The organism is Sphingobacterium daejeonense (genome assembly GCF_901472535.1).
In the GTDB taxonomy this organism is placed as follows: Bacteria; Bacteroidota; Bacteroidia; order Sphingobacteriales; family Sphingobacteriaceae; genus Sphingobacterium; species Sphingobacterium daejeonense.
The window spans coordinates 3,029,287-3,050,548 of the sequence record NZ_LR590470.1; the positions used below are offsets into that span (position 1 = coordinate 3,029,287).

17 protein-coding genes and 3 pseudogenes are annotated in these 21,262 nt (G+C 37.5%); 7 read left to right on the plus strand and 13 right to left on the minus strand.

The annotated features are described in order from the left end of the window. Positions 1 to 35 precede the first annotated feature (35 nt). The 6 genes from FGL31_RS14685 to holA form a co-directional block, all read right to left on the minus strand. Entirely contained in the window at positions 36 to 1,943 is a 1,908-nt protein-coding gene (locus tag FGL31_RS14685) for a hypothetical protein (protein WP_138092515.1), read from the minus strand. 29 nt (positions 1,944 to 1,972) lie between these two features. Further along, positions 1,973 to 3,187, minus strand: a complete 1,215-nt coding sequence (locus FGL31_RS14690; RefSeq protein WP_138092517.1) for a SusC/RagA family TonB-linked outer membrane protein — start codon at positions 3,185 to 3,187, stop codon at positions 1,973 to 1,975. Between the two features lie 128 nt (positions 3,188 to 3,315). Continuing rightward, complete coding sequence (locus tag FGL31_RS14695; protein WP_138092519.1) at positions 3,316 to 4,470, minus strand: FecR family protein; 1,155 nt, start codon at positions 4,468 to 4,470, stop codon at positions 3,316 to 3,318. A 285-nt stretch (positions 4,471 to 4,755) separates the two neighbouring features. Next, on the minus strand, positions 4,756 to 5,319 hold the full coding sequence (locus FGL31_RS14700; protein WP_138092521.1) for an RNA polymerase sigma-70 factor: 564 nt from the start codon (positions 5,317 to 5,319) through the stop codon (positions 4,756 to 4,758). 139 nt (positions 5,320 to 5,458) lie between these two features. Continuing rightward, a complete protein-coding gene (locus tag FGL31_RS14705; RefSeq protein ID WP_138092523.1) occupies positions 5,459 to 6,022 on the minus strand; it encodes a hypothetical protein in 564 nt (187 codons plus the stop codon). Positions 6,023 to 6,091: 69 nt separating this feature from the next. Next, positions 6,092 to 7,033 carry a DNA polymerase III subunit delta gene (gene holA / locus FGL31_RS14710; protein WP_317131026.1) on the minus strand — a complete coding sequence of 314 codons (942 nt, stop codon included), beginning with the start codon at positions 7,031 to 7,033 and terminating at the stop codon, positions 6,092 to 6,094. Positions 7,034 to 7,105: 72 nt separating this feature from the next. Here holA and FGL31_RS14715 point away from each other — a divergent pair, with 72 nt between their 5' ends. The 6 genes and pseudogenes from FGL31_RS14715 to FGL31_RS14740 all read left to right on the plus strand — a co-directional run bounded on the left by FGL31_RS14715 (position 7,106) and on the right by FGL31_RS14740 (position 12,654). Continuing rightward, on the plus strand, positions 7,106 to 7,576 hold the full coding sequence (locus tag FGL31_RS14715) for a type I restriction enzyme HsdR N-terminal domain-containing protein (protein ID WP_099370195.1): 471 nt from the start codon (positions 7,106 to 7,108) through the stop codon (positions 7,574 to 7,576). A 41-nt stretch (positions 7,577 to 7,617) separates the two neighbouring features. Continuing rightward, positions 7,618 to 8,316, plus strand: a complete 699-nt coding sequence (gene clpP, locus FGL31_RS14720) for an ATP-dependent Clp endopeptidase proteolytic subunit ClpP (protein ID WP_099370194.1) — start codon at positions 7,618 to 7,620, stop codon at positions 8,314 to 8,316. 5 nt (positions 8,317 to 8,321) lie between these two features. Continuing rightward, a pseudogene (gene clpX / locus FGL31_RS14725) lies at positions 8,322 to 9,574 on the plus strand (ATP-dependent Clp protease ATP-binding subunit ClpX). 280 nt (positions 9,575 to 9,854) lie between these two features. Beyond that, positions 9,855 to 10,485: pseudogene (locus FGL31_RS25925) on the plus strand (AMP nucleosidase). 53 nt (positions 10,486 to 10,538) lie between these two features. Next, complete coding sequence (locus tag FGL31_RS14735; protein WP_138092525.1) at positions 10,539 to 11,903, plus strand: pyridoxal-phosphate dependent enzyme; 1,365 nt, start codon at positions 10,539 to 10,541, stop codon at positions 11,901 to 11,903. A gap of 46 nt (positions 11,904 to 11,949) precedes the next feature. Beyond that, complete coding sequence (locus FGL31_RS14740; RefSeq protein ID WP_138092527.1) at positions 11,950 to 12,654, plus strand: FkbM family methyltransferase; 705 nt, start codon at positions 11,950 to 11,952, stop codon at positions 12,652 to 12,654. 61 nt (positions 12,655 to 12,715) lie between these two features. Here the strand turns inward: FGL31_RS14740 and FGL31_RS14745 are convergent, their stop codons facing one another. From FGL31_RS14745 to carA, 3 genes are all read right to left on the minus strand, one after another. Further along, entirely contained in the window at positions 12,716 to 13,018 is a 303-nt protein-coding gene (locus FGL31_RS14745) for an FtsB family cell division protein (protein ID WP_099370189.1), read from the minus strand. A 154-nt stretch (positions 13,019 to 13,172) separates the two neighbouring features. Next, a complete protein-coding gene (gene eno, locus FGL31_RS14750; RefSeq protein WP_138092529.1) occupies positions 13,173 to 14,471 on the minus strand; it encodes a phosphopyruvate hydratase in 1,299 nt (432 codons plus the stop codon). Positions 14,472 to 14,673: 202 nt separating this feature from the next. Beyond that, a complete protein-coding gene (gene carA, locus FGL31_RS14755) occupies positions 14,674 to 15,774 on the minus strand; it encodes a glutamine-hydrolyzing carbamoyl-phosphate synthase small subunit (protein WP_099370187.1) in 1,101 nt (366 codons plus the stop codon). Between the two features lie 352 nt (positions 15,775 to 16,126). Here carA and FGL31_RS14760 point away from each other — a divergent pair. Further along, a pseudogene (locus FGL31_RS14760) lies at positions 16,127 to 17,647 on the plus strand (IS1182 family transposase); the annotation flags it as partial. Between the two features lie 202 nt (positions 17,648 to 17,849). Here FGL31_RS14760 and rseP read toward each other — a convergent pair. The 4 genes from rseP to FGL31_RS14780 all read right to left on the minus strand — a co-directional run bounded on the left by rseP (position 17,850) and on the right by FGL31_RS14780 (position 21,153). Continuing rightward, the gene (gene rseP, locus FGL31_RS14765) at positions 17,850 to 19,160 is read right to left on the minus strand and encodes an RIP metalloprotease RseP (protein ID WP_099370186.1); all 1,311 of its coding nucleotides are present in this window, start codon (positions 19,158 to 19,160) and stop codon (positions 17,850 to 17,852) included. 71 nt (positions 19,161 to 19,231) lie between these two features. Next, positions 19,232 to 20,353 (minus strand): 1-deoxy-D-xylulose-5-phosphate reductoisomerase, encoded by a 1,122-nt coding sequence (locus FGL31_RS14770; protein ID WP_394366148.1) that lies wholly within the window; start codon positions 20,351 to 20,353, stop codon positions 19,232 to 19,234. Positions 20,354 to 20,365: 12 nt separating this feature from the next. Then, entirely contained in the window at positions 20,366 to 20,800 is a 435-nt protein-coding gene (locus FGL31_RS14775) for a hypothetical protein (protein WP_138092531.1), read from the minus strand. A gap of 32 nt (positions 20,801 to 20,832) precedes the next feature. Beyond that, the gene (locus FGL31_RS14780) at positions 20,833 to 21,153 is read right to left on the minus strand and encodes a hypothetical protein (RefSeq protein WP_138092533.1); all 321 of its coding nucleotides are present in this window, start codon (positions 21,151 to 21,153) and stop codon (positions 20,833 to 20,835) included. Between the last annotated feature and the right edge of the window lie 109 nt (positions 21,154 to 21,262).

Consider the following 21,262-nt stretch of genomic DNA (forward strand, 5'->3'; position numbering starts at 1 on the left):
AGCGATTGTAATACCTTAAGTCTATTCTGGTTTTATCATTGTTGAAAACCCATCTGAATAAATGCTTCGATGGTTCTATTGTTAGGTGGCAATAATCCAAAGTTATTGTTGGTTGCCATGCTAAATCCTCCTCCTTGCATACTATTGGTTCCCATCATCAAGCTCAAACCTTGAAAAGCACTGGTGGTTTGATAGGAAGCTCCGATCAGAAAGCTGCTGATTTTCTCAGAAGTGAAATAGGACTCATTTTTGATATCATAAGCTAAGTTTCCATTGAACTGTTTGCTACCTTCTGGCGAACGGTCATAATTCAATGTAAACATCAGAGCACCATCTCTAAAAATACCGTCGGCAGCAACACCAAAATATCTTACGGTATATTTATTCCCAAAAGCAGTTGAATCATTTAACGATCCTGCTCTGGATATACCTGACATGGTTTGGGTATTATATGTTCCAGTAAGAGTTAATTGATTTGAAAATAATTTCAGGGACACTTTTTGATAAATATTCCTAGATGATTGGCCAGCCTGCTGAATAGGTAAATAATTTGAAATCCAAATCGCATAATTATTCCAATCCTCTTGGATTTTTCTAGTTCCATTAATTGGCTTTTGAAGGTCCGGCAATTTACTGTTGGTGATCCCTGTAGCAACTCTTAAACTATTTAGCCATTCAGGAAATATTGACGTACGGATTTTCCATCCCAGCTCACCTGAATACATTTGAGTTTTTGAGTAATTTGCCATTCCATAATTCGGGGCATAAATCTCGCTGGCATTAGCATTTACGGTCAAAATACTATCTTTCCATGCATAATGGATACCTGCATTGGCATTTAAATTACGGTTCATCGTACTATCGCCCGAACTTGGTGTCAACAGACTGTTCATATAATATGGAGAACTTGTTGTTTGGTACAATGATCTATAACTATATATACCTTGGTCTGGATTAGCAGGAACAAAAATCGGAAGACCATAACCAGTTTTATGGTTATATCCATACATTTTACGGGTTGACGGAAGTTGAAATATATCACTTGAACCTCCGGCACCTACATTCATTGAGATGGTATGGTCATCAATTTGTTTGGTAAGGCTTAAACCAGTTCTAACGTTAAGTTGTTGGTTTAATCTGGAATCTTTATTGACCATATCTCCTAGAGGCAAGTAAAAATCCACTCCATTTGCTTTTGGCACCCCCATATTATTTATCAATTGCCTTGCTGCGGAAGAATTTCCCGCAATAGTTCCTGTTGTATTGGTCTGTAACCTCCTAAAAAACACCGAGTTTGCCCATCTTAATCCCTTTAGCAATTCCCAATCACTGTCAAATCGAGTTTGAATTTGTGTTCCTGTCGAAAAACTACCGTTTGACCGGAAATCTTCTAATAGATTGACGCCATTATTTAAATACCCCGCTTTCTCAATCAATGCATTTCTCTCCGCTGTTATGGAAGAATAATCATAAACATAACCTCCATTTTGATCCAATAACATTTGATATGGTCTTGGCATATTGTAAACTGACAGTTCCCCAGATCCATCTTGAGATCTGTTGTGCGTACCATTTATTTGCCATTGGATTTTCAGCTTATTATTGAATAAGCTGAAATTGTTTTTAAGGTCTAAGCCATATGAATCAGCATTGTTTTGGAGCCCGTTGCTTTGATTTTTCGAATAATTTCCTGTTAAAGCAAACCTGTAATGTGTTGATCCTCCAGACAAATTCAATAGATGGTTCATAGAGAATGAGTTTTGCTGCAAAAGATTGATTTGGTTTTCATTGGAAAGCACAGCCAATGAATCCATTGATTTATTAAATTGATCTCTAGTAATAATCTGACTGTGTAAACGATTCAGCAGTAATATGGATATATCGGTACTTTCAGCAAATGGGTCTCCGGTTGCCAATTCTGTATTTGATATTTCCTGATACAAGTCTACAAGATCTGCAGAAGTTGCTAATCCTAGATCATTGACATTATACTTAGGTTTCGGCTGTAGTACATGTTTGTACTATAACTTATCCGAAGTTTATTGAATTTGCCATCTTTTGTTTTGATCAAGATTATACCTGCCATCGCTCTTGGCCCCCATTTTATCAATTCTTTAGGATCCTTGATTACTTGTACTGATTCAACATTTGCCATAGGGTAATCTGCTGGAAATTCTTCAATCGGGAAGCCATCGATGACAATCATCATCCCTTCTGTATTTCCAAAACTTGCCGACCCCCTTAATTCAGGAACCAAGGTGACACTTGATTGAGTACTAAAGACAGGGAGCACAATTCCAGAACCCAAAGGTAACCGTTGGCCTTTTTCAAGAGCTTCAATAACGCGTTGCCCTAACCTCGGATCATATTGCAAATACTGCTCTACAGTATAATAAGTCATTTTAAGACCGCCATGGGTAGTTGGAATATTTACACCGATAACTTTTTTTCTATTAGAAGGTAAAATCTGTAATGTCAATCCCGGAACTGTTCCTTGAAGGACTTGACCCAGGTTCATATAACTGCGGTTGGTTAAATCTATCTGGGTATTGAGATTTAATTTTTCTTTTACCTTTGATTCTACTGTTATACCTTCCATTTCCAATACTTTCTCAAACATTTGGACTTTCAATGATTGCTCCCCTCGAAAAAACAACAGATTTTCTTTATGTCCTTGTGACCTAAATGCCAACAGATCACCTCGTGTTGCTGCAATGGTAAATCTTCCGTTTTTGTCGGATGCAGACTTTCTATGAACTGAATCTTTCAGGTTGATGATGGTTACCCCAGCCATCGGCTCTCCCAATTGGTTTACGATTACTCCTGGAACAAGTGGATCAGGCAGATCACTGATTATAATCTGGACTCCTTCTGGTTGTCGTTCTACTTTTTTGATCCCTCGTTTTAGGCACCAAACAATAGTCTGGTTTGCAATGGAATACGAAATAGGTTGCTTTCTGAAGATGTCGTTTAAAACCAACAACAACTCCTTCTTCTTTACATTGATAGTGACAGGATTAGTTCTGTTTATCAAGTTCCCCGAGTAGAATACGTCATAATTGGTTTGGTCTTTAATCTTCATCAACACTGACTCCAAAGAAGCATCTTTTTCCTTTAGAGTCACTTTCTGTGCCTTTGCAGACACAAAAAGCAACATACATATTAAAACAGTTAGTGCTATTTTCATTTTAGGTTTATGAATTTTTTGTTTTGATAAATTTTAACTATTGGTTATTATTAATTGATAAGGTGTCTAAGCTACGGCACAAGTAGCTTATGCTTTTGTGTGATTTTAAGGTTATCTTCTGCGAATTACTATGGTTTTACTGTGAGGGTATTGCCTTCTAAGGTTAGATTTATTCCACTTAATTCAAGCACTTTCAATACTTCTGAAAGATTTTGATTCATATTAGTGCTTCCGTAAAAAATCTGATTTTGATCGACTCCTGGCAAGATCTGGATATCAATATCATACCATCTTGAAATTTGGTTTAAGATGGTCTTCAAATCTGCATTGTTAAAGTTGAACTCTCCCCTGACCCAACTGATGCATTCTTTGGCATTGACTTCGGTTACCTGTATCCCAGCTGCCAGATTAGATGAGATAGCTTGTTGATTGGGTTCAATGATCTCTTCTTCATTTCCAGCTGCGACTTCCACACTTCCATCAATTAATGTCGTAGCAATATGATTTTCATCACTGTAATTATTTACATTAAACTGAGTTCCCAAAACTTTGATTCGTTGATTTCCGGCTTTGACAACAAACGGTTTTTCAGAATTGTGCTCGACTTCAAAGTAAGCTTCACCGCTCAGTTCAACCTCTCGAGTTTTACCCGTGAATATAACAGGATATTTGAGCTGCGAAGCTGCATTTAACCATACTTTACTATTATCAGGCAGGACCAATTCAAATTTTCGCCCCTTTTTTGTGGTAGCTGTATTATATGCTAATTCATCGGAGGTTCCTTCATAATAGATAGCTCCGTCTTTTTTGATGATTGAAATTCCATTTTCAACTGCAATGACACCATCTGGAATTGAATCAATCAATACTTCACGTCCATCTTCTAGTGTTATCACTAATCCAGATTGACCCGGTGCCTTATCTTGTTTTACTATTTCTGTAGATTCTCCATTACTCAAGTAATTATATAACCAGATTCCTCCAATTCCTAAGAATAAGATTAAACTTGCAGCAATGGGATAAAAATATTTTGTTCGTATTTTGCGGACTGGTGTTTGGTCAGATTCATCTGTTTTAGATTCGTTTTCTTTTTCCAATTTCCCTAGAATATTCTCTAGCATTTTTAACTGGTGCTCTTCACGACTTCTAGCTATGGATTCAGGAATATTCAATGGCTCATTTTGCCCAGAATTATACCAATTGGCATATTCTTCGGCTTCAACAGCACTGATGCTGCCATCCAACCATTTCTTTTCCAGTTCAGATAAACGTTGTTCTGTCATTATTAGAGATTATATTATCGGCCACTATATATATAATCAGTTAACTCGACCATATCCCTATATCGATTTTGAAAAAAATTAATAAAAATTTAATATTGAGACTCCCTAAAGAGTAAATTATCACGACAAGTAACTGGTTATGAATAGCTTAAATAAAAATACTTTTTATAAAAATTATTTAATATTGTATTGATTTACAAAGGGTGAAATTAAATTTTAGAGGGAAATATTAAGGATATTGTTATGTTGAATTAATTATAGAGAAGGATCTATGGAATTAAATTCCTACCAAAAAAAGAACGACAGGTATCTCAATCCGGATTTCAACGTTTTTAATGCTCGAGTTAAATGGGCTTCCACTGTTTTTTCTGTTATTTCTAGTTTCTGTGCTATTTCCTTTTGAGATAACCCTTCCTCCCTGCTTAATTTATAAACCATTTGACATTTTTCTGGAAGCTTGGCGACTAATCTTTCCAACTTAGCTTTTAGTTCATCAAACTGGAGGTAATTTTCCATGGAATAAGCTTGATCCTCTGATTTTTTTGCATGCTCTACATACTTTTGTTCAACAGTCCTTTTTTGTCTGAGATTAATAACTTTATACTTTAGGGCTGTTGCGAGGTAGCCATTTAAATTTTCTGTAACAGCTAATTTTTCTCTTCTACGCCAAAGATCTAGGAATATTTCCTGAACAATTTCCTGAGCTTGGAAAAGATCTCCCAATTTATTTGCAGCCACGACATACAATTTATCCCAATAACGATTATAAATCTCAGTAAATGCCTTAGGATTATTATTCTTGAGCATTACCAATAATTCAGAATCCGTTTTTGAAATATTATGATTCATTTATACCTTTCAGGATAATTTATCGCTTTAAATAGCTTTAAAGTATCTAAAATAACAAATAATAAACTTTAAGTGGAACTAATTAATCGAATAAATATTTTAGATAAAATATTTAAGATTAAAATTTTGAAGACAAATCTTATTTCAGCATAATTCCTACTGACAGATTAAGATGCTGATGTTTAAAATCTGAGCCATACAAATTACCTTTTAGTTGTTGGTAAACATAGGATGCTGAAAATGTAAATTTTGTTTTATTAAAGGAATCGTAAAGATAAAAGACGCCTAATTTTCCAATTGCACCTTTGTCGTAAACAGGTCCAATTTTTGCAGCATACCCTGCATTAGCAAAAACCCCAATTCTAGATACTTCACCAATATAGGCAAGAGGTAACCTGGCATCTAAAAATAAAGGGAATAGATTTCTGTCATACTTGGCTGTTTTGTTGTCATCATTTGGACTATTTGTTTGAGTATAAGAACCTCTCAAGGTTTCATTACCTAAACCAATTCCCACATAAGCTTTCTCATTTAAATTTTTACCAAATATAAAATGCAGGGAATAACCATTGAACTTACCGTCATATCCTGGATTGTTTAAACCTATATTTCCGCCAGCTTGGATTATTGAATAGTAATTACTTTGGCCATATCCTAATTTGATGCATATCAATAGGACTACAGCCACCAAAAAATTCTTCATTGTATTAGTTTAATATTTTATAGATTAATTCGGTTAATAAATCACCACTTTCAGTGAGATGACCCACATTCATACCTTTGGATTTAGGTCAAACTCTTTAATGACATGAATGATCTCAAAAGTTTTTCTGCGATTGAAGTTTCTTGCCGCGTATTCATATTCCTTGACAAAGAAGGGGTGAACTCCAAGCTGTTTGGCGGCAGCTGTTTGTGATTTGTCAGGAAGGTAATGATATTTTAAAATTTTCGTGAAATAGGTACCGAGAGAACCTATTACGACCGGCATTGGATTACTTTTTGGATTTGCTGCAAAATAATCTACGATCTGAAATGCTTTTAAGGCATTTCTTTTTGACAACGCAGTATTGAGTTCAAATACGTTAAAATCTTTGCTGATACCAATATTTTGTTCAATGTCTGTTGTTGTAATTTCTTTATCAACAGGAATGTTTAATTGGAGTTTTTCTATTTCATTGGCGATTTTAGAGAGGTCAGTTCCTAGATACTCAGCCATTAATGCGGATGCCTGAGGATGTACCTTTCTGCCAGAAGCATTGAGTTGTTCTACAATCCATGCTGCAACCTTATCTTCATAAAGTTTATTGGATTCCAAAACAATCCCTGCTTTTTCCATAAGTTTATAAGCCTTTTTCCGCTTATCAAATTTGCTGTACTTATGTGCAAATACTAAAACTGTTGTTGGAGTAGGCTGTTCTAGATATTTTTGGAGGAGTTCATCATCTTTCCACTTCAAGTTCTGCGCTTCTTTGACTACGATTACTTGATAATCACTCATCATTGGATACCGCTTTGCCATACTGACAACATTAGAGAAGTCTGTATCCTTTCCATATACCACCGTTTGGTCGAAACCTTTTTGAGCATCATCCAATACGGTATGCTCGATAGCATCAGCAATCAAATCAATAAAGTATGGTTCTTCCCCATGTAAAAGATAGACAGGTGCTAATTTTTTTTTCTTTATTTCTGATAATATGGATTGGGTATTCATGCTGTACGAAAGTACGAAAATGTGTAGACTTTTATGACTTGTAAAGGGCTGTAAATTTTCGTAAATTTGTAAATGTTTAGACCGGTTCCATTGAACTTACCGCCTTTTCCGGCCAAAATCAGCAAAAAACAAGATCAGTATTATATTTTCGACGAGCTGCGAAAAAAGCATCTTTTGTTGACACCGGAGGAGTGGGTACGACAACACTGGGTAAGTCACCTGAACCTGCACTATCGCTATCCCATGTCACTAATGAAAATCGAAGGCGGACTTTCACTGAATGCTCTTCAAAAAAGGTCTGATTTGGTGATTTATGATCGTAAGGGCTCCAAAGTACTTTTGGCAGAATTCAAAGCACCATCTGTCAAAATTACCGAAAAAGTATTTCATCAAATCGCAAATTACAATAGCATTTACAAAATTCCTCTACTTTTAGTCAGTAATGGAATTGAGCATTATTATTGTAGGATTGATTTTGAGCAGTCGAATTTTACATTTATAACGGAACTGCCATCTTTTCATCAAGAAGATTTTGAATTTTAAAATAAATATTATATTAGTAGCTTAAAGCCAGAAGGAAACACATGAATATAGATAAAAACGAATTTAGAAAGTATGCTATCAAGCATCATAGAATTGGAAGCCAACATGTAGATGGTTACATTTCTAGATTACAGCAACAAATTCCAAGCAACCTGACTCCTTACATTATTGAAGAGCGTCAATTGAATGTTGCGCAGATGGACGTGTTTTCACGCTTGATGATGGACCGTATTATCTTTTTAGGTGACGGCATCAATGACCAAGTAGCAAATATTGTTCAAGCACAATTATTGTTTTTACAATCTACAGATGCACAACGCGACATTCAGATCTACATTAACTCTCCAGGAGGAAGTGTTTATGCAGGTTTAGGAATTTACGACACGATGCAATATATCTCACCCGATGTAGCCACTATCTGTACAGGTATGGCAGCGTCTATGGGTGCCGTTTTGTTGGTAGCAGGAGCTAAAGGAAAACGTGCTGCGTTACGTCACTCTCGCGTTATGATTCATCAACCATCAGGAGGTGCACAAGGAGTAGCATCTGATATGGAGATCAACTTACGTGAAATGTTGAAATTAAAAGAAGAGTTATACAAAATCATTGCTGATCATTCCGGCCAAACGTATGAATGGGTTGAGAAATCTTCAGACCGTGATTATTGGATGCGCGCCTCAGAAGCCAAAGAATTTGGTATGATAGATGAGGTATTGCTACCTAAGAAAGAAACAAAATAAAAACAATGAGTAAATCGAACAATAGAGATATCCATTGCTCATTTTGCGGAATCAGTAAGAATGAAGCGCAAATGCTTATTGCGGGTGATGGTGCGCATATCTGCGACAGATGTGTGCAACAAGCTGGGGAGATTTTAGCGGAAGAGCTTAAGCAACGCAAGAATAAATCTATTCAAACTGCTCTTAAGTTAATTCGTCCTAAAAGAGATCAAAGAACATTTGGATCAGTACGTAATTGGTCAAGATGACGCAAAGAAAGTTATTTCTGTGGCGGTTTACAACCACTACAAGCGTTTGAACCAACGTGTCGATTCTGATGAAACTGAGATCGAAAAATCCAACTTGATTATCGTAGGAGAAACTGGTACTGGTAAAACTTTGTTGGCCAAAACTGTTGCTAAGATATTAAATGTACCATTTTGTATCGTGGATGCAACTGTTTTGACTGAAAGCAGGATATGTGGGTGAAGATGTTGAAAGCATCTTAACCAGGTTGCTGCAAGCAGCAGATTACGATGTAGCAGCTGCTGAAAGAGGTATCATTTATATTGACGAGATTGATAAGATCGCCAGAAAAAGCGACAATCCTTCAATTACCCGTGACGTATCCGGAGAAGGTGTTCAACAAGCATTGTTGAAAATCTTAGAAGGAACAAATGTAAATGTACCACCTCAAGGCGGCCGTAAACATCCTGAATCAAAAGATGATTTCGGTAAACACAAGTAACATCTTGTTTATTTGTGGTGGTGCTTTGATGGCATCCAAAAGAAAATTGCGAACAGATTGAGAACTCAAACTGTTGGTTATAAAATGAAAGATGAGGATCAGGAAATTGACTTGAATAACTTATATAAATATATCACTCCGCAGGATTTAAAGAACTTCGGATTGATCCCTGAGTTAATCGGTCGTTTACCAGTTCTTACGCACTTAAATCCATTGGATAAGGAAACATTACTTAATATCCTTACCCAGCCTAAAAATGCATTGGTAAAACAATACATTAAGTTGTTTGAATATGAAGGCATTAAATTGTCTTTTGAGCCTGAGGTTTACGACTTCATTGTTGATAAAGCTTGGGAATTCAAACTCGGTGCCCGCGGTCTGCGGAGCATCTGTGAGGCCATCATGCTGGATGCCATGTTCGAAACACCGAGCAATAAGGACAATTCAGATGATAAGACCTTGCTGATAACGCTGGATTACGCGAAGAACAAATTTGCAAAAACAGACTTCAAAAAATTGCAAGTAGCATAAAAAAACCTAAACCCTCGCCTATCACGCGAGGGTTTTTTGTATTAGCACATTATTAAGAAAGGATGAAATTATGACAAAGAAGAAAGACGAAAAAGTTGAAAATGTAGAAGAAGTAAACTCTCCAATTAAGGCAGGATTAAAAACAAAAGAAGATATTGTGAACAATTGGCTTCCAAGATATACCGGAAGACCTCTTGATGAGTTTGGCGAATATATTTTGTTAACCAATTTCAGCAATTATGTAAAACTTTTCTCCCAAATGCACGATGATGCACCAATAATGGGCGAGGATAAACCTATGCAAACCTGTACTGCTGATGGTATTACTATTATAAATTTTGGTATGGGATCACCAGTAGCAGCAACAGTGATGGACCTATTGACAGCTATCCATCCTAAAGCAGTTTTATTCCTAGGGAAAACAGGTGTATTGAAGAAGAAAATTGATGTCGGTGAATTGATCCTACCGATAGCTGCTATCCGTGGTGAGGGAACTTCAAATGATTATTTACCACCGGAAGTACCTTCGTTACCTGCTTTCGCATTGCAAAAGGCAATCTCTACCACAATCCGCGACCATTCACGTGACTATTTGGACCGGAACTGTATATACCACAAACCGCAGAGTTTGGGAACATGACAAGACTTTCAAGAAGTACCTAAAAAGCATTAGGGCAATGGCTGTCGACATGGAAACGGCGACTATATTCTCAGTTGGTTTTGCCAACAAAATCCCAACAGGAGCTTTATTATTGGTTTCAGATCAACCTATGGTACCTGAAGGCGTAAAGACGGAAAGATCTGATGTGACAGTGACTAAATCTTATGTCGAGACTCATGTTAAGATTGGTATTGATGCACTTAAACAATTAATCAACAACGGTCTAACAGTTAAACACCTGAAGTTCTAAAAAATATCTACTTTTGTAGTAGACAACAAACAAACAGAACAGATTTTTCACCTATGTGGTACAATAACATACTTGAGACCATTGGCAATACGCCATTGGTTAAATTAAACAAGATAACACAACACTTAAAAGGCACAATATTAGCCAAGATAGAAACCAGCAATCCTGGAAATTCAATCAAAGACCGAATGGCTTTGAAAATGATTGAGGATGCTGAAGAAGCTGGACTTTTGAAACCTGGAGGAACGATAATAGAAGGAACTTCAGGAAACACTGGGATGGGCTTGGCAATGGCTGCCATTGTAAAAGGTTATCGTTGTATTTTTACCACGACAGACAAGCAGTCTAAGGAAAAAATTGATGCCCTTCGTGCCTTTGGCGCGGAGGTAATTGTTTGCCCAACAAACGTAGATCCGGAGGACCCTCGCTCCTATTATTCCGTATCCAGCAGGTTAGAAAAAGAAGTTCCCAATGCATGGAAGGCCAATCAATATGACAATCTTTCTAACTCTAAAGCTCATTACGAACAGACAGGGCCTGAAATCTGGGAACAGACAGAAGGTAAAATCACTCACCTAGTAGTAGGAGTCGGAACTGGAGGTACCATCTCTGGAACAGCAAAATACCTTCGTGAAAAGAACCCGAATATCAAAGTTTGGGGAATCGACACCTTTGGATCAATTTTCAAAAAATACAAAGAAACAGGCATATTCGACAAGAATGAAATCTACCCTTATATAACAGAAGGTATTGGTGAAGATTTCTTGCCAAAAAATGTTGATTTCGATGTCATTGATTTATTTGAAAAAGTGACCGATAAAGATGCGGCCTTAATGACCAGAGACTTGGCAAGAAAAGAAGGGATCTTTGCAGGCAATTCTGCCGGAGCTGCTTTGGCAGGCTTGTTACAATTAGGCGCTAATTTGAAAGATGATGATGTCGTTGTCGTTATCTTCCATGACCATGGATCAAGATACATGGGCAAAATGTATAATGAAGATTGGTTAAGAGAAAGAGGATTCCTAGAAGACGAGAAATTAACCGCTAAATCAATTCTTAAGAAGCGTGGTGAACAAGCGATCATCACTGCTGACGCCAATCAAACTGTAGTAGAGACTTTCAATATCATGAAGTCACTGAACATCTCCCAAATACCTGTAACACAACAAGGTATGGTTATCGGAAAAGTGACAGAATCGGATATATTATCGGCATTATTAGAAAATCCTTCGTTAAAGTCATCTGCAGTGGAAGAAATCGTGACCAAACCATTTCCTTTCGTAGACTTAAATACATCAATTGATAAAATATCAGGATTAATCAATAAAGACACGCAAGCAGTGCTTGTTGAAGACAGTTTTGGAAGGATAAATATTATCACACAATATGATATTATAAATGCAATTTCAGAAGTTTAGTATTTTTCTATTTTTTGGGTATATTTAATAATATCTACCTTAAAGAATGGAAAGAAACGATAAACTTAAAAGACTTGAGTATTGGGTAAAAGCAAGAATAGGTAAAATTGCATTTATTGATATAGAAGAAAAACGTCAGAAACAATGGTACGGCAATGGATATGGTGGTTTTTATGTGGATCCAACTTTAGTTCCTGACAATGCCATAGTCTATTCTTTCGGAATTGGTGAGGACATTTCATTTGACAAGGCAATCATTGAAAAACATGGCTCCAAGGTTTATGGCTTCGACCCTACCCCAAAATCCATCAACTATATTAAAAACAACAATACACCTGAGCAGTTTTATTTCCATCCGTTTGGTATAGGTGAAAAGACTGGCACAGTAACTTTCAATCTTCCCAAGAACAAAGAACATGTCTCTGGCAGTGTTTATGGCCATAAACTAGTGGATGAGAGCAATGCTGTAGAAGTTCTTTTAAAGGAATTTAAGGATATTGTCAACGAATTGGGCCATCGCCACATCGATGTGTTAAAAATGGATATAGAAGGGTCTGAATATGCAGTGATGGAAGGGATTTTAAATTCTGGAATACCCATAAAACAGATTTTGGTCGAAACTCATGAACGCTTTTTTGATGACGGACTTGAAAAGGGTAAAAAATTCTTTAAGCAGCTGCACGACCATGGTTATAGGATTTTTGCAATTTCAGACACCTATCAGGAAATCTCGTTGGTCAAGACTCAATAAAAATATTAAACTAAAAAAGCTCGGAATTAATTTCCGAGCTTTTTTAGTTTAACGTAAGGTGTTAATTTTTTGGTGCCTCTACCTCAGTTATGATATATATATCTTCCTGATCTTTCTTCATTTTATATTTTTCGCGTGCTATGCGTTGTATTTCACTTTGGTTGAATTGTACATCTTTAATAGATTGCGAGATGCTTTCGATTTCATTGGTATAATACTCTTTTTCCTGTTCCAATTTAGCTTTTTCAGTTTGAAAATTATATTGGGTAGTTATATCATATCGGTCGAAAAAGCACATCCACACTAGGAATGCTACACCAGCGATAAGATATTGATTACGGATAGTATTAATGAAACGTTCCATAGGCTTGTACAAAGCAATTTAAATTCGGTTAAAGATAACTAATTTAAGATGAACAATACAAGTTTCGAAAGAGCTTATTCAAATAATTAAATTAACCAATGTTGAAAAATAAAAAAGGGAACCAATTGGTTCCCTTTCATGCTTTAAAAAGCAATTATTTTTTCGGAGCGTATTTAAAATCTTTTCCGGTGAATTTTGCGTTAGCGCCTAATTCTTCTTCGATACGTAACAACTGGTTGTATTTCGCGATCCGGTCAGAACGAGAGATAGAACCTGTTTTAATTTGACCACAGTTTAAAGCTACAGCTAAGTCAGCAATGGTAGTGTCTTCAGTTTCACCAGAACGGTGTGACATTACTGATGTATAACCATTAGTTTGTGCTAAGTGAACAGCATTGATTGTTTCAGTCAATGAACCGATTTGGTTTACTTTAACTAGGATTGAGTTTCCGATACCTTTATCAATACCTTCTTGAAGGCGCTTAGTATTTGTAACGAATAAATCATCACCTACTAATTGTACACGGTCACCGATTTTCTCAGTTAATAATTTCCATCCTTTCCAATCGTCTTCTGCCATACCATCTTCAATAGAGATGATAGGGTATTTAGCAGTTAATTCAGCAAGGTAATCTACTTGTTCTTCGATTGTACGAACAGCACCACCTTTACCTTCAAACTTAGCATAGTCATATTTTCCTTTTACGAAGAATTCTGTAGAAGCACAGTCTAAAGCTAGACAGATATCTTTTCCTGGTTTGTAACCAGCTTTTTTAACAGCTTCAAGAATTGTTTCGATAGCATCCTCAGTACCTTCGAAAGTTGGCGCGAAACCACCTTCGTCACCTACTGCTGTAGACAAGTTACGGTCATGAAGGATTTTCTTTAAGTTATGGAAAACCTCAGCACCCCAACGCAAAGCCTCAGAGAAGGACTCAGCGCCTACAGGCATAATCATGAACTCTTGGAAAGCGATTGGGGCATCCGAGTGAGCACCACCGTTTACAATGTTCATCATTGGTAGAGGAAGTGTATTAGCATTTACACCACCGATATAACGATATAATGGCTGACGGCTTTCTTGTGCTGCTGCTTTAGCTACTGCTAAAGAAACACCAAGAATAGCGTTAGCACCTAATTTACCTTTGTTTTCAGAACCATCTAAATCGATCATTAATTTGTCGATTGCATTTTGTTCAAATACGTCTACACCTTCTAAAGCTTTAGCGATTTTAGTATTTACGTTTTCAACAGCTTTCAAAACACCTTTACCTAGGTATTTTTTCTTATCACCGTCGCGTAATTCTACAGCTTCGTGTGCACCTGTAGAAGCTCCAGATGGAACCGCTGCACGGCCAACAAAACCATTTTGGGTTGTTACATCAACTTCTATCGTAGGATTTCCGCGCGAATCTAAAATCTGGCGCGCATGTACGTCAATTATCAAGCTCATTTTTGTGTGGTTTATTTAAATATCTTACTTAGTGTATTTAAGACACTAATATAATAATTATTATTACTATATCAAAAATATGAAAAAATCTAAGTGATAAGCCTTACTTCTTATAAAAATTAAATTATCGTAGCAGATTTAGGTTATAAGAAACAAAAAAGCTGCATCCGATGTGAATGCAGCTCTAAATAATTTTTTTTACTTATGATTTTACCATGGCTATAAAGTCATCAAATAAATATCTTGAATCGTGTGGACCAGGAGAAGATTCAGGGTGATATTGCACCGAGAATGCGTTCTTCCCTTTCACGCGGATACCTTCAATAGAATCATCATTTAAGTTGATGTGTGTAATTTCAACTTTATCAGAATTCTTGATATCTTCTGCCACAACACCAAAACCATGGTTTTGAGAAGTGATCTCACATTTATTTGCGATTATATTTTTCACAGGGTGATTGATACCTCTGTGTCCATTATGCATTTTTTGAGTCCTTATATCATTTGCCAATGCTAAGATTTGGTGACCAAGACAAATCCCGAACATTGGTTTATCAGCAGCTAAGATTTCTTTTACAGTTTGGATAGCATAGTCCATTGCTGCTGGATCACCAGGACCATTGGAAATAAAGTAACCATCTGGGTTCCACTCTTCCATTTGAGCGAAAGTAGTTTTTGCCGGGAATACCTTAGCATAAACTTGACGAGAGTCAAAGTTTCTCAAGATATTCTTCTTGATACCAAGATCAAGCACTGCAATACGAGTTGGAGCACCTTCTTCACCGTAGAAATAAGGTTCAGTTGTAGATACTGCTGATGAAAGCTCTAATCCTGCCATAGAAGGCACTTTCGCCAATTCAGCTTTAAGAGACTCAACGTCTAAGTTTTCGGATGAGATAATAGCATTCATCGCTCCTTTGCTACGAATATGGCGTACCAATGAACGCGTATCGATATCCGAAATACCTACCAAATTTTCTTCTTCGAAGTAATTTTGAATAGACTGATCAGCCATCTTACGGCTATAATTAATGTTGTAGTTCTTACAAACTAACCCTGCAATCTGAATTTTTTTAGATTCCTCATCTTCTCCATCAATACCATAGTTACCAATATGTGCATTGGTTGTCACCATGATCTGTGCATAATAAGAAGGATCTGTAAAGATCTCTTGGTAGCCAGTAGTACCCGTATTGAAACAGATTTCGCCTGTTGTCGTACCGATCTTACCTGCTGCTTTACCATGGAAAACTGTCCCATCCTCAAGGACTAAAATTGCTGGCAATTTGCTGTAGTTGGTCATTCTTATCTTTAGTTAAAACGTATTCTCAAATTTAATGATTGATCTCCTTAACTCCCAAACATAAAAAAAGCCCAAACGGGCTAACATATCAATTAATAGATTGACTTAAAGTAGTTACTACTTGAACGGATGCTATTGGGTAAAAGGTCTCTTTCATTTTATTGGGAGACAAAGGTACAAATTATTTTAATTCGCAAACAATAGTTTTTTAATTTATTATTCCCGAAATCAACAAAAAAAAGGCTGTCTAAAAAGGTCTCTTAAAAAAATAACCCCGTCATTAAAAAATGGCGGGGTTTTTCTGTTTTTTGTCCTCAAGATTTTGTATCTTAAGGTGCACCCAAAAAACAATATGGCAAACATACAATTCAAAGCGCTTCCATCCAATAGTCCGAGTCTTTTTCCTGAGAATATTTTAGACCGTATCCCCTTGAACCATCCGGTTCGTTTGGTGAGTCAGGTTGTTGACCAGTTGGATCTGGAACATATCATCCGTCAGTATAAAGGCGGAGGCACGACCAGTTTCCATCCCAGGATGCTCATCAAGGTACTGTTCTACGCGTATCTGAGCAATATCTATTCTTGCCGCAAGATCGAGCGCGCCCTGCACGAGAACATCCATTTCATGTGGCTTTCGGGCAACAGTACGCCGGATTACCGTACGATCAATTATTTCAGGGGAAAGCGTCTTAAGGGACAGATACAGGAGCTGTTTGCCAGTATCGTTCGGATGCTGCATGAAATGGAGTATGTCAGCCTGAAAGTCCAGTATGTAGATGGTACCAAGATCGAATCGGCCGCCGGTCGCTATACCTTCGTTTGGAAGAGATCGATCGAGAAGAACAAGGTAAAGCTGGAGGCGAACATCGCTTCGGTCCTTTCGGATATCGATGCACAGATCAGCCAGGACCAATCTTCATTAGGGGATCAGCAAGTCAGCAAGGCCATCGATAGTGCCCAGCTGAAGGAAAAGATCAGAGCGATCAATGCCAAGCTCAAAGGAGTGGATAGATCCACCGATAGGCAGCTGAGGAAGCTTGAAGACGACTATCTGCCCCGATTGCAGAAATATGAGGAGCAACTGGAAGTACTGGGAGATCGCAACAGTTATAGCAAGACCGATACCGATGCCGTGTTTATGCGGATGAAAGAGGACCACATGAAAAATGGCCAGCTTAAACCGGCCTACAATACCCAGATCAGCACCGAAGACCAGTTCATCACCCATTATAGCATCCATCAAACGGCCGCAGATACCACAACCCTGCCCGAACACCTGGAAGGCTTTGAGTCCCATTACGGAAAACAGAGTGAATCCATCGTCGCAGATGCCGGATATGGTAGCGAGCAGAACTACGAGCTGATGGAAGGACAGGGTATAACCGCTTTTGTGAAGTACAATTACTTCCATATGGAACAGAAGCGCAAGCATAAACAGTATCCTTTCTCGGTACAGAACCTATATTACAACCAGCAGGATGACTATTATGTATGTCCGGCCGGACAGAAGCTCAGCTTTATCGGTCATGCAACCAGAGTCAGTGCCAACGGATACACTGCCCGGGTCAGCTCTTACCAGGCTCGGCGATGCGAAGGCTGCCCGATGCGGAGTGGGTGCCATAAAGCTACAGGCGATCGGCTCATTGAAGTGAACCACAGGCTCAATAAGCTCAAGGCTAAAGCCCGGGAAAGACTGCTGTCGGAAGAGGGAATGTACCATCGGAGCAAGCGACCCATAGAAGTGGAAGCCGTTTTCGGTCAGATGAAAAGCAACAACAGGTTTACCCGGTTCACAATGAAAGGTCTGGAGAAGGTCGCTGTGGAATTCGGTTTGATGGCCATTGCCCATAACCTCAGAAAATGGGCAAAAAAGTGGAAAGACAAAGCTTTTATCGGTAAACCAGGTGGCAAAAACTCCCTGTTTGCGATAAATCAAGCCATCAACATGCTGAAAAGTACAAAACATCGACTTGCAGCCTAATATTGCTCATGAAATTATAATGGAGCTCCAGAAAGCTATAAAACAGAAGAAGGTGCCTTTTTAGACACCTTCTTATATATTTTCAATTCTAATCTTACTTTGTCAGTTTAAATATATCGTTTCCGAAAACAAATATCATCAGGGCGACGATTATAAAGAAACCCACAATTTGAGCTTTTTCTAAGAATTTGTCACTCAATGGTTTTCCTTGTATCATTTCTATCAACAAGAAAATCACATGCCCACCATCCAATGCTGGAATAGGAAGCATATTCATAAATGCTAATGCCATTGAAAGCATACCTACCAAGCTCCAAAATCTCAACCAGTCTACTTCAGTACCAAACATAGTCGCTATTCCTACTGGGCCAGACAATGCCTTATCTGCACGAACTTCACCTTTAAATATTTTACCAAAACCTTTGATGTTGTCGGTAATTACAGAAAATGCCTTTTTAGTTCCTATAGGTAAAGCTTCAAAGAAACCATATTGATGCTGAACTAAAGGAAAATTATTGAATCCTAAGACAGAAGAAGTATCAGCAGCTGCCTTTAATGTTACAGGACTACCATTACGAATAACTTCCAAATTGATTTCTTTATTTTTATTGGCAGTTACCTGAGATTTGAATTCATCTAATTGCTGTACTTGAACACCATTGATAGAAACAATGCTATCTCCTACTTGCAACCCCATTTTATCTGCCCTACTATTTTTCTCCACCAGATTCACAGGTGTCATTTTGAACATAGGCTGAACCAATTCGTTCTTTTTATGTTCCGAAACATCGTTTAAAATGTCTTTTGGAAGCGTGATTTGCATTTGTTGTCCAGCACGTTCAACAGTTAGAACAGCTTCACCCATCAATACATCCGATGTCATAAGGTCCTGAAAGAACAAATTAGCTTTTTTACCGTTGACAGCTAATATTTTATCACCATCTTTCAAACCAATCTTTTCTCCAATGATCCCTGGTTTTACACCATACAACTGATTATTATCGAAGTCAGTCGAACCATATTTAAAGGTTAGCATCCAAAACACGAGGATACCGACAATAACATTGACGATGATACCGCCCAACATGACGATCAGTCTTTGCCAAGCTGGTTTTGAACGGAATTCCCAAGGTTGAGGTTCTCCTTTCATCTGTTCAGTATCCATCGATTCATCGATCATACCTGCGATCTTAACATAACCGCCCAGAGGTAACCAACCTACACCGTACTCACAACCTTTATAATTGAATTTAAATAATTTCACACCCCATGCATCAAAGAAAAGATAGAACTTTTCTACCTTGATGCCGAATGCTCGAGCTGCCAAAAAGTGCCCAAGCTCATGCAAGATGATTAATAAAGACAAGCCTAAAAGGACCTGCCCAACCATGATTACAATTCCCATCTATTATATTTTTGTTATTAATTTACTTTTTATTATTACGATCTATTAAACTTCGTGCCACAGTCCTACTTTCAAGGTCGTACTGCAGATAATCCTCTAAACTTAACGTTTTTTTGGGATTTCACCTGACACAATGTCTCTTCAATGATATCGCTCATTTCCAAAAACCCTACCTGATCATTCAGGAATGCTTCCACAACAATTTCATTGGCACCGTTTAAAACACATGGTGCATTACCTCCCGCTTCCAATGCTTGGTAAGCCAGCTTAAGATTTTTGAACACTTCCATATCAGGCTGTTCAAAAGTTAAGGTTGGATAATCCAAGAAATTAAAACGTGGAAAATCATTTTTGAATCGTTTTGGGTAGGTTAAGGCATATTGAATCGGGAGCTTCATGTCTGGAAGCCCCATTTGAGCTTTTAAAGAACCATCTTCAAATTGAACCAATGAATGGACGATGGATTGACGATGGATAATGACATCTACTTGGTCAGCCTCCAATCCGAACAGCCATTTTGCTTCAATGACTTCCAAACCTTTGTTCATTAATGATGCTGAATCGACGGTAATTTTAGCTCCCATGCTCCAATTTGGATGCTTTAAAGCTTCCACTTTGGTCACTGAAACCAAATCATTCCTGGACATCCCTCTAAAAGGGCCGCCCGATGCAGTAAGGATAATCTTCTCAATTGGATTTTCTTCTTCTCCTGCCAAGCATTGAAAAATTGCTGAATGCTCTGAATCAACTGGCAATAACTTGACGTTGTTCTTTTCTATCAGATTGGTGATTAATTCACCAGCCACGACTAAAGTTTCTTTATTTGCAAGGGCAATGTCTTTTCCGGCTTCAATGGCAGCAACAGTTGGTTTCAATCCAACCGCACCAACCACTGCAGTAAGAACAATATCAATATCATCTCTTTGAACAACATCAATTAATGCTTCTTCTCCAAAATTCACCTCTATACCTTTACCTTCCAAAGCATCCTTAACTTTTTCATAAGCGCTTTTATCGCTCACAACAATTGCCGAAGGTTTGAATTTGAGTGCTTGTTGGATTAACAGGTCAGCATTTTTGCCAGCAGTTAATACGGTAATAGAAAAGTGATCGGGATAAAGTTCTACTACTTCCAAAGTCTGTGTACCAACACTTCCTGTAGAACCTAATATGGCTAATTTTCTTTTACTCAAAACTTATTAGTGTTAAATGATATTGTCGATTACCGATGGATCGGATCCTCCTTTATATGCTTTCATCATATCAATATACACAATTGACATGACTACACCGACAACCGGAATAATGACAAAAGCATTGATTAGGCTCAAAATCCATGATACTAAGGAGTATCCTAAATATTCTGCAGCAATCTGCAATAGGTGGGTAGATGCGACAATAGCAATAATTATTAATAGTGTCAATACGTTACCTTTGGTCATTGCCAAGCTAAACCTGTATGATTTAAACGTATTAAATCCGTTTTCTAAAATAAAAAATGGGAAGAATGTGATTCTGATCAGGATGAACATCATAACCAATCCCGTTAGCAACGGATGCACTTCTGTTTGAACAGTCTGCATATTGACTCCTAAGAACAATAATGGGAACAACAATACATACATAATCAAATAAACCACAAAAGCTATCAGACTATAAAACAATAGCCCTACTATATAATAGCAGAATTGCGAAACGGTAGGTAGATAATCCTTAAAGACATGGCTTTTTCATCTTTTGCCAAGAATATTGTGCGCTTCAACAATACCAATTGTAAGCCAAAATAAAGGCCAACAAAGACCAGCAGCAGCAGTACTTTGATAAAGTAATTAGAAGAATCTAAGTACAAGGCTAGGAATGAAGACAGATTTGAAGTCACAAAAAGCAAAAAGCACAACCCGGCAATAGAAATATAATTCCTCATGAGGATATCTACTGCTCTTAACACAACGTCGTTGGCTTTAAATGTAATGTCTTTGAGAAAATCTAGCATGTCTTAATTAATATTGCAAATATGATAATTTTTTTGTTGGAAGCAATTATTTGTAGGCTCAAACGAATAAAAAAAGGCTAAGAATATACTTGAGGGCACTGAAAAAGTC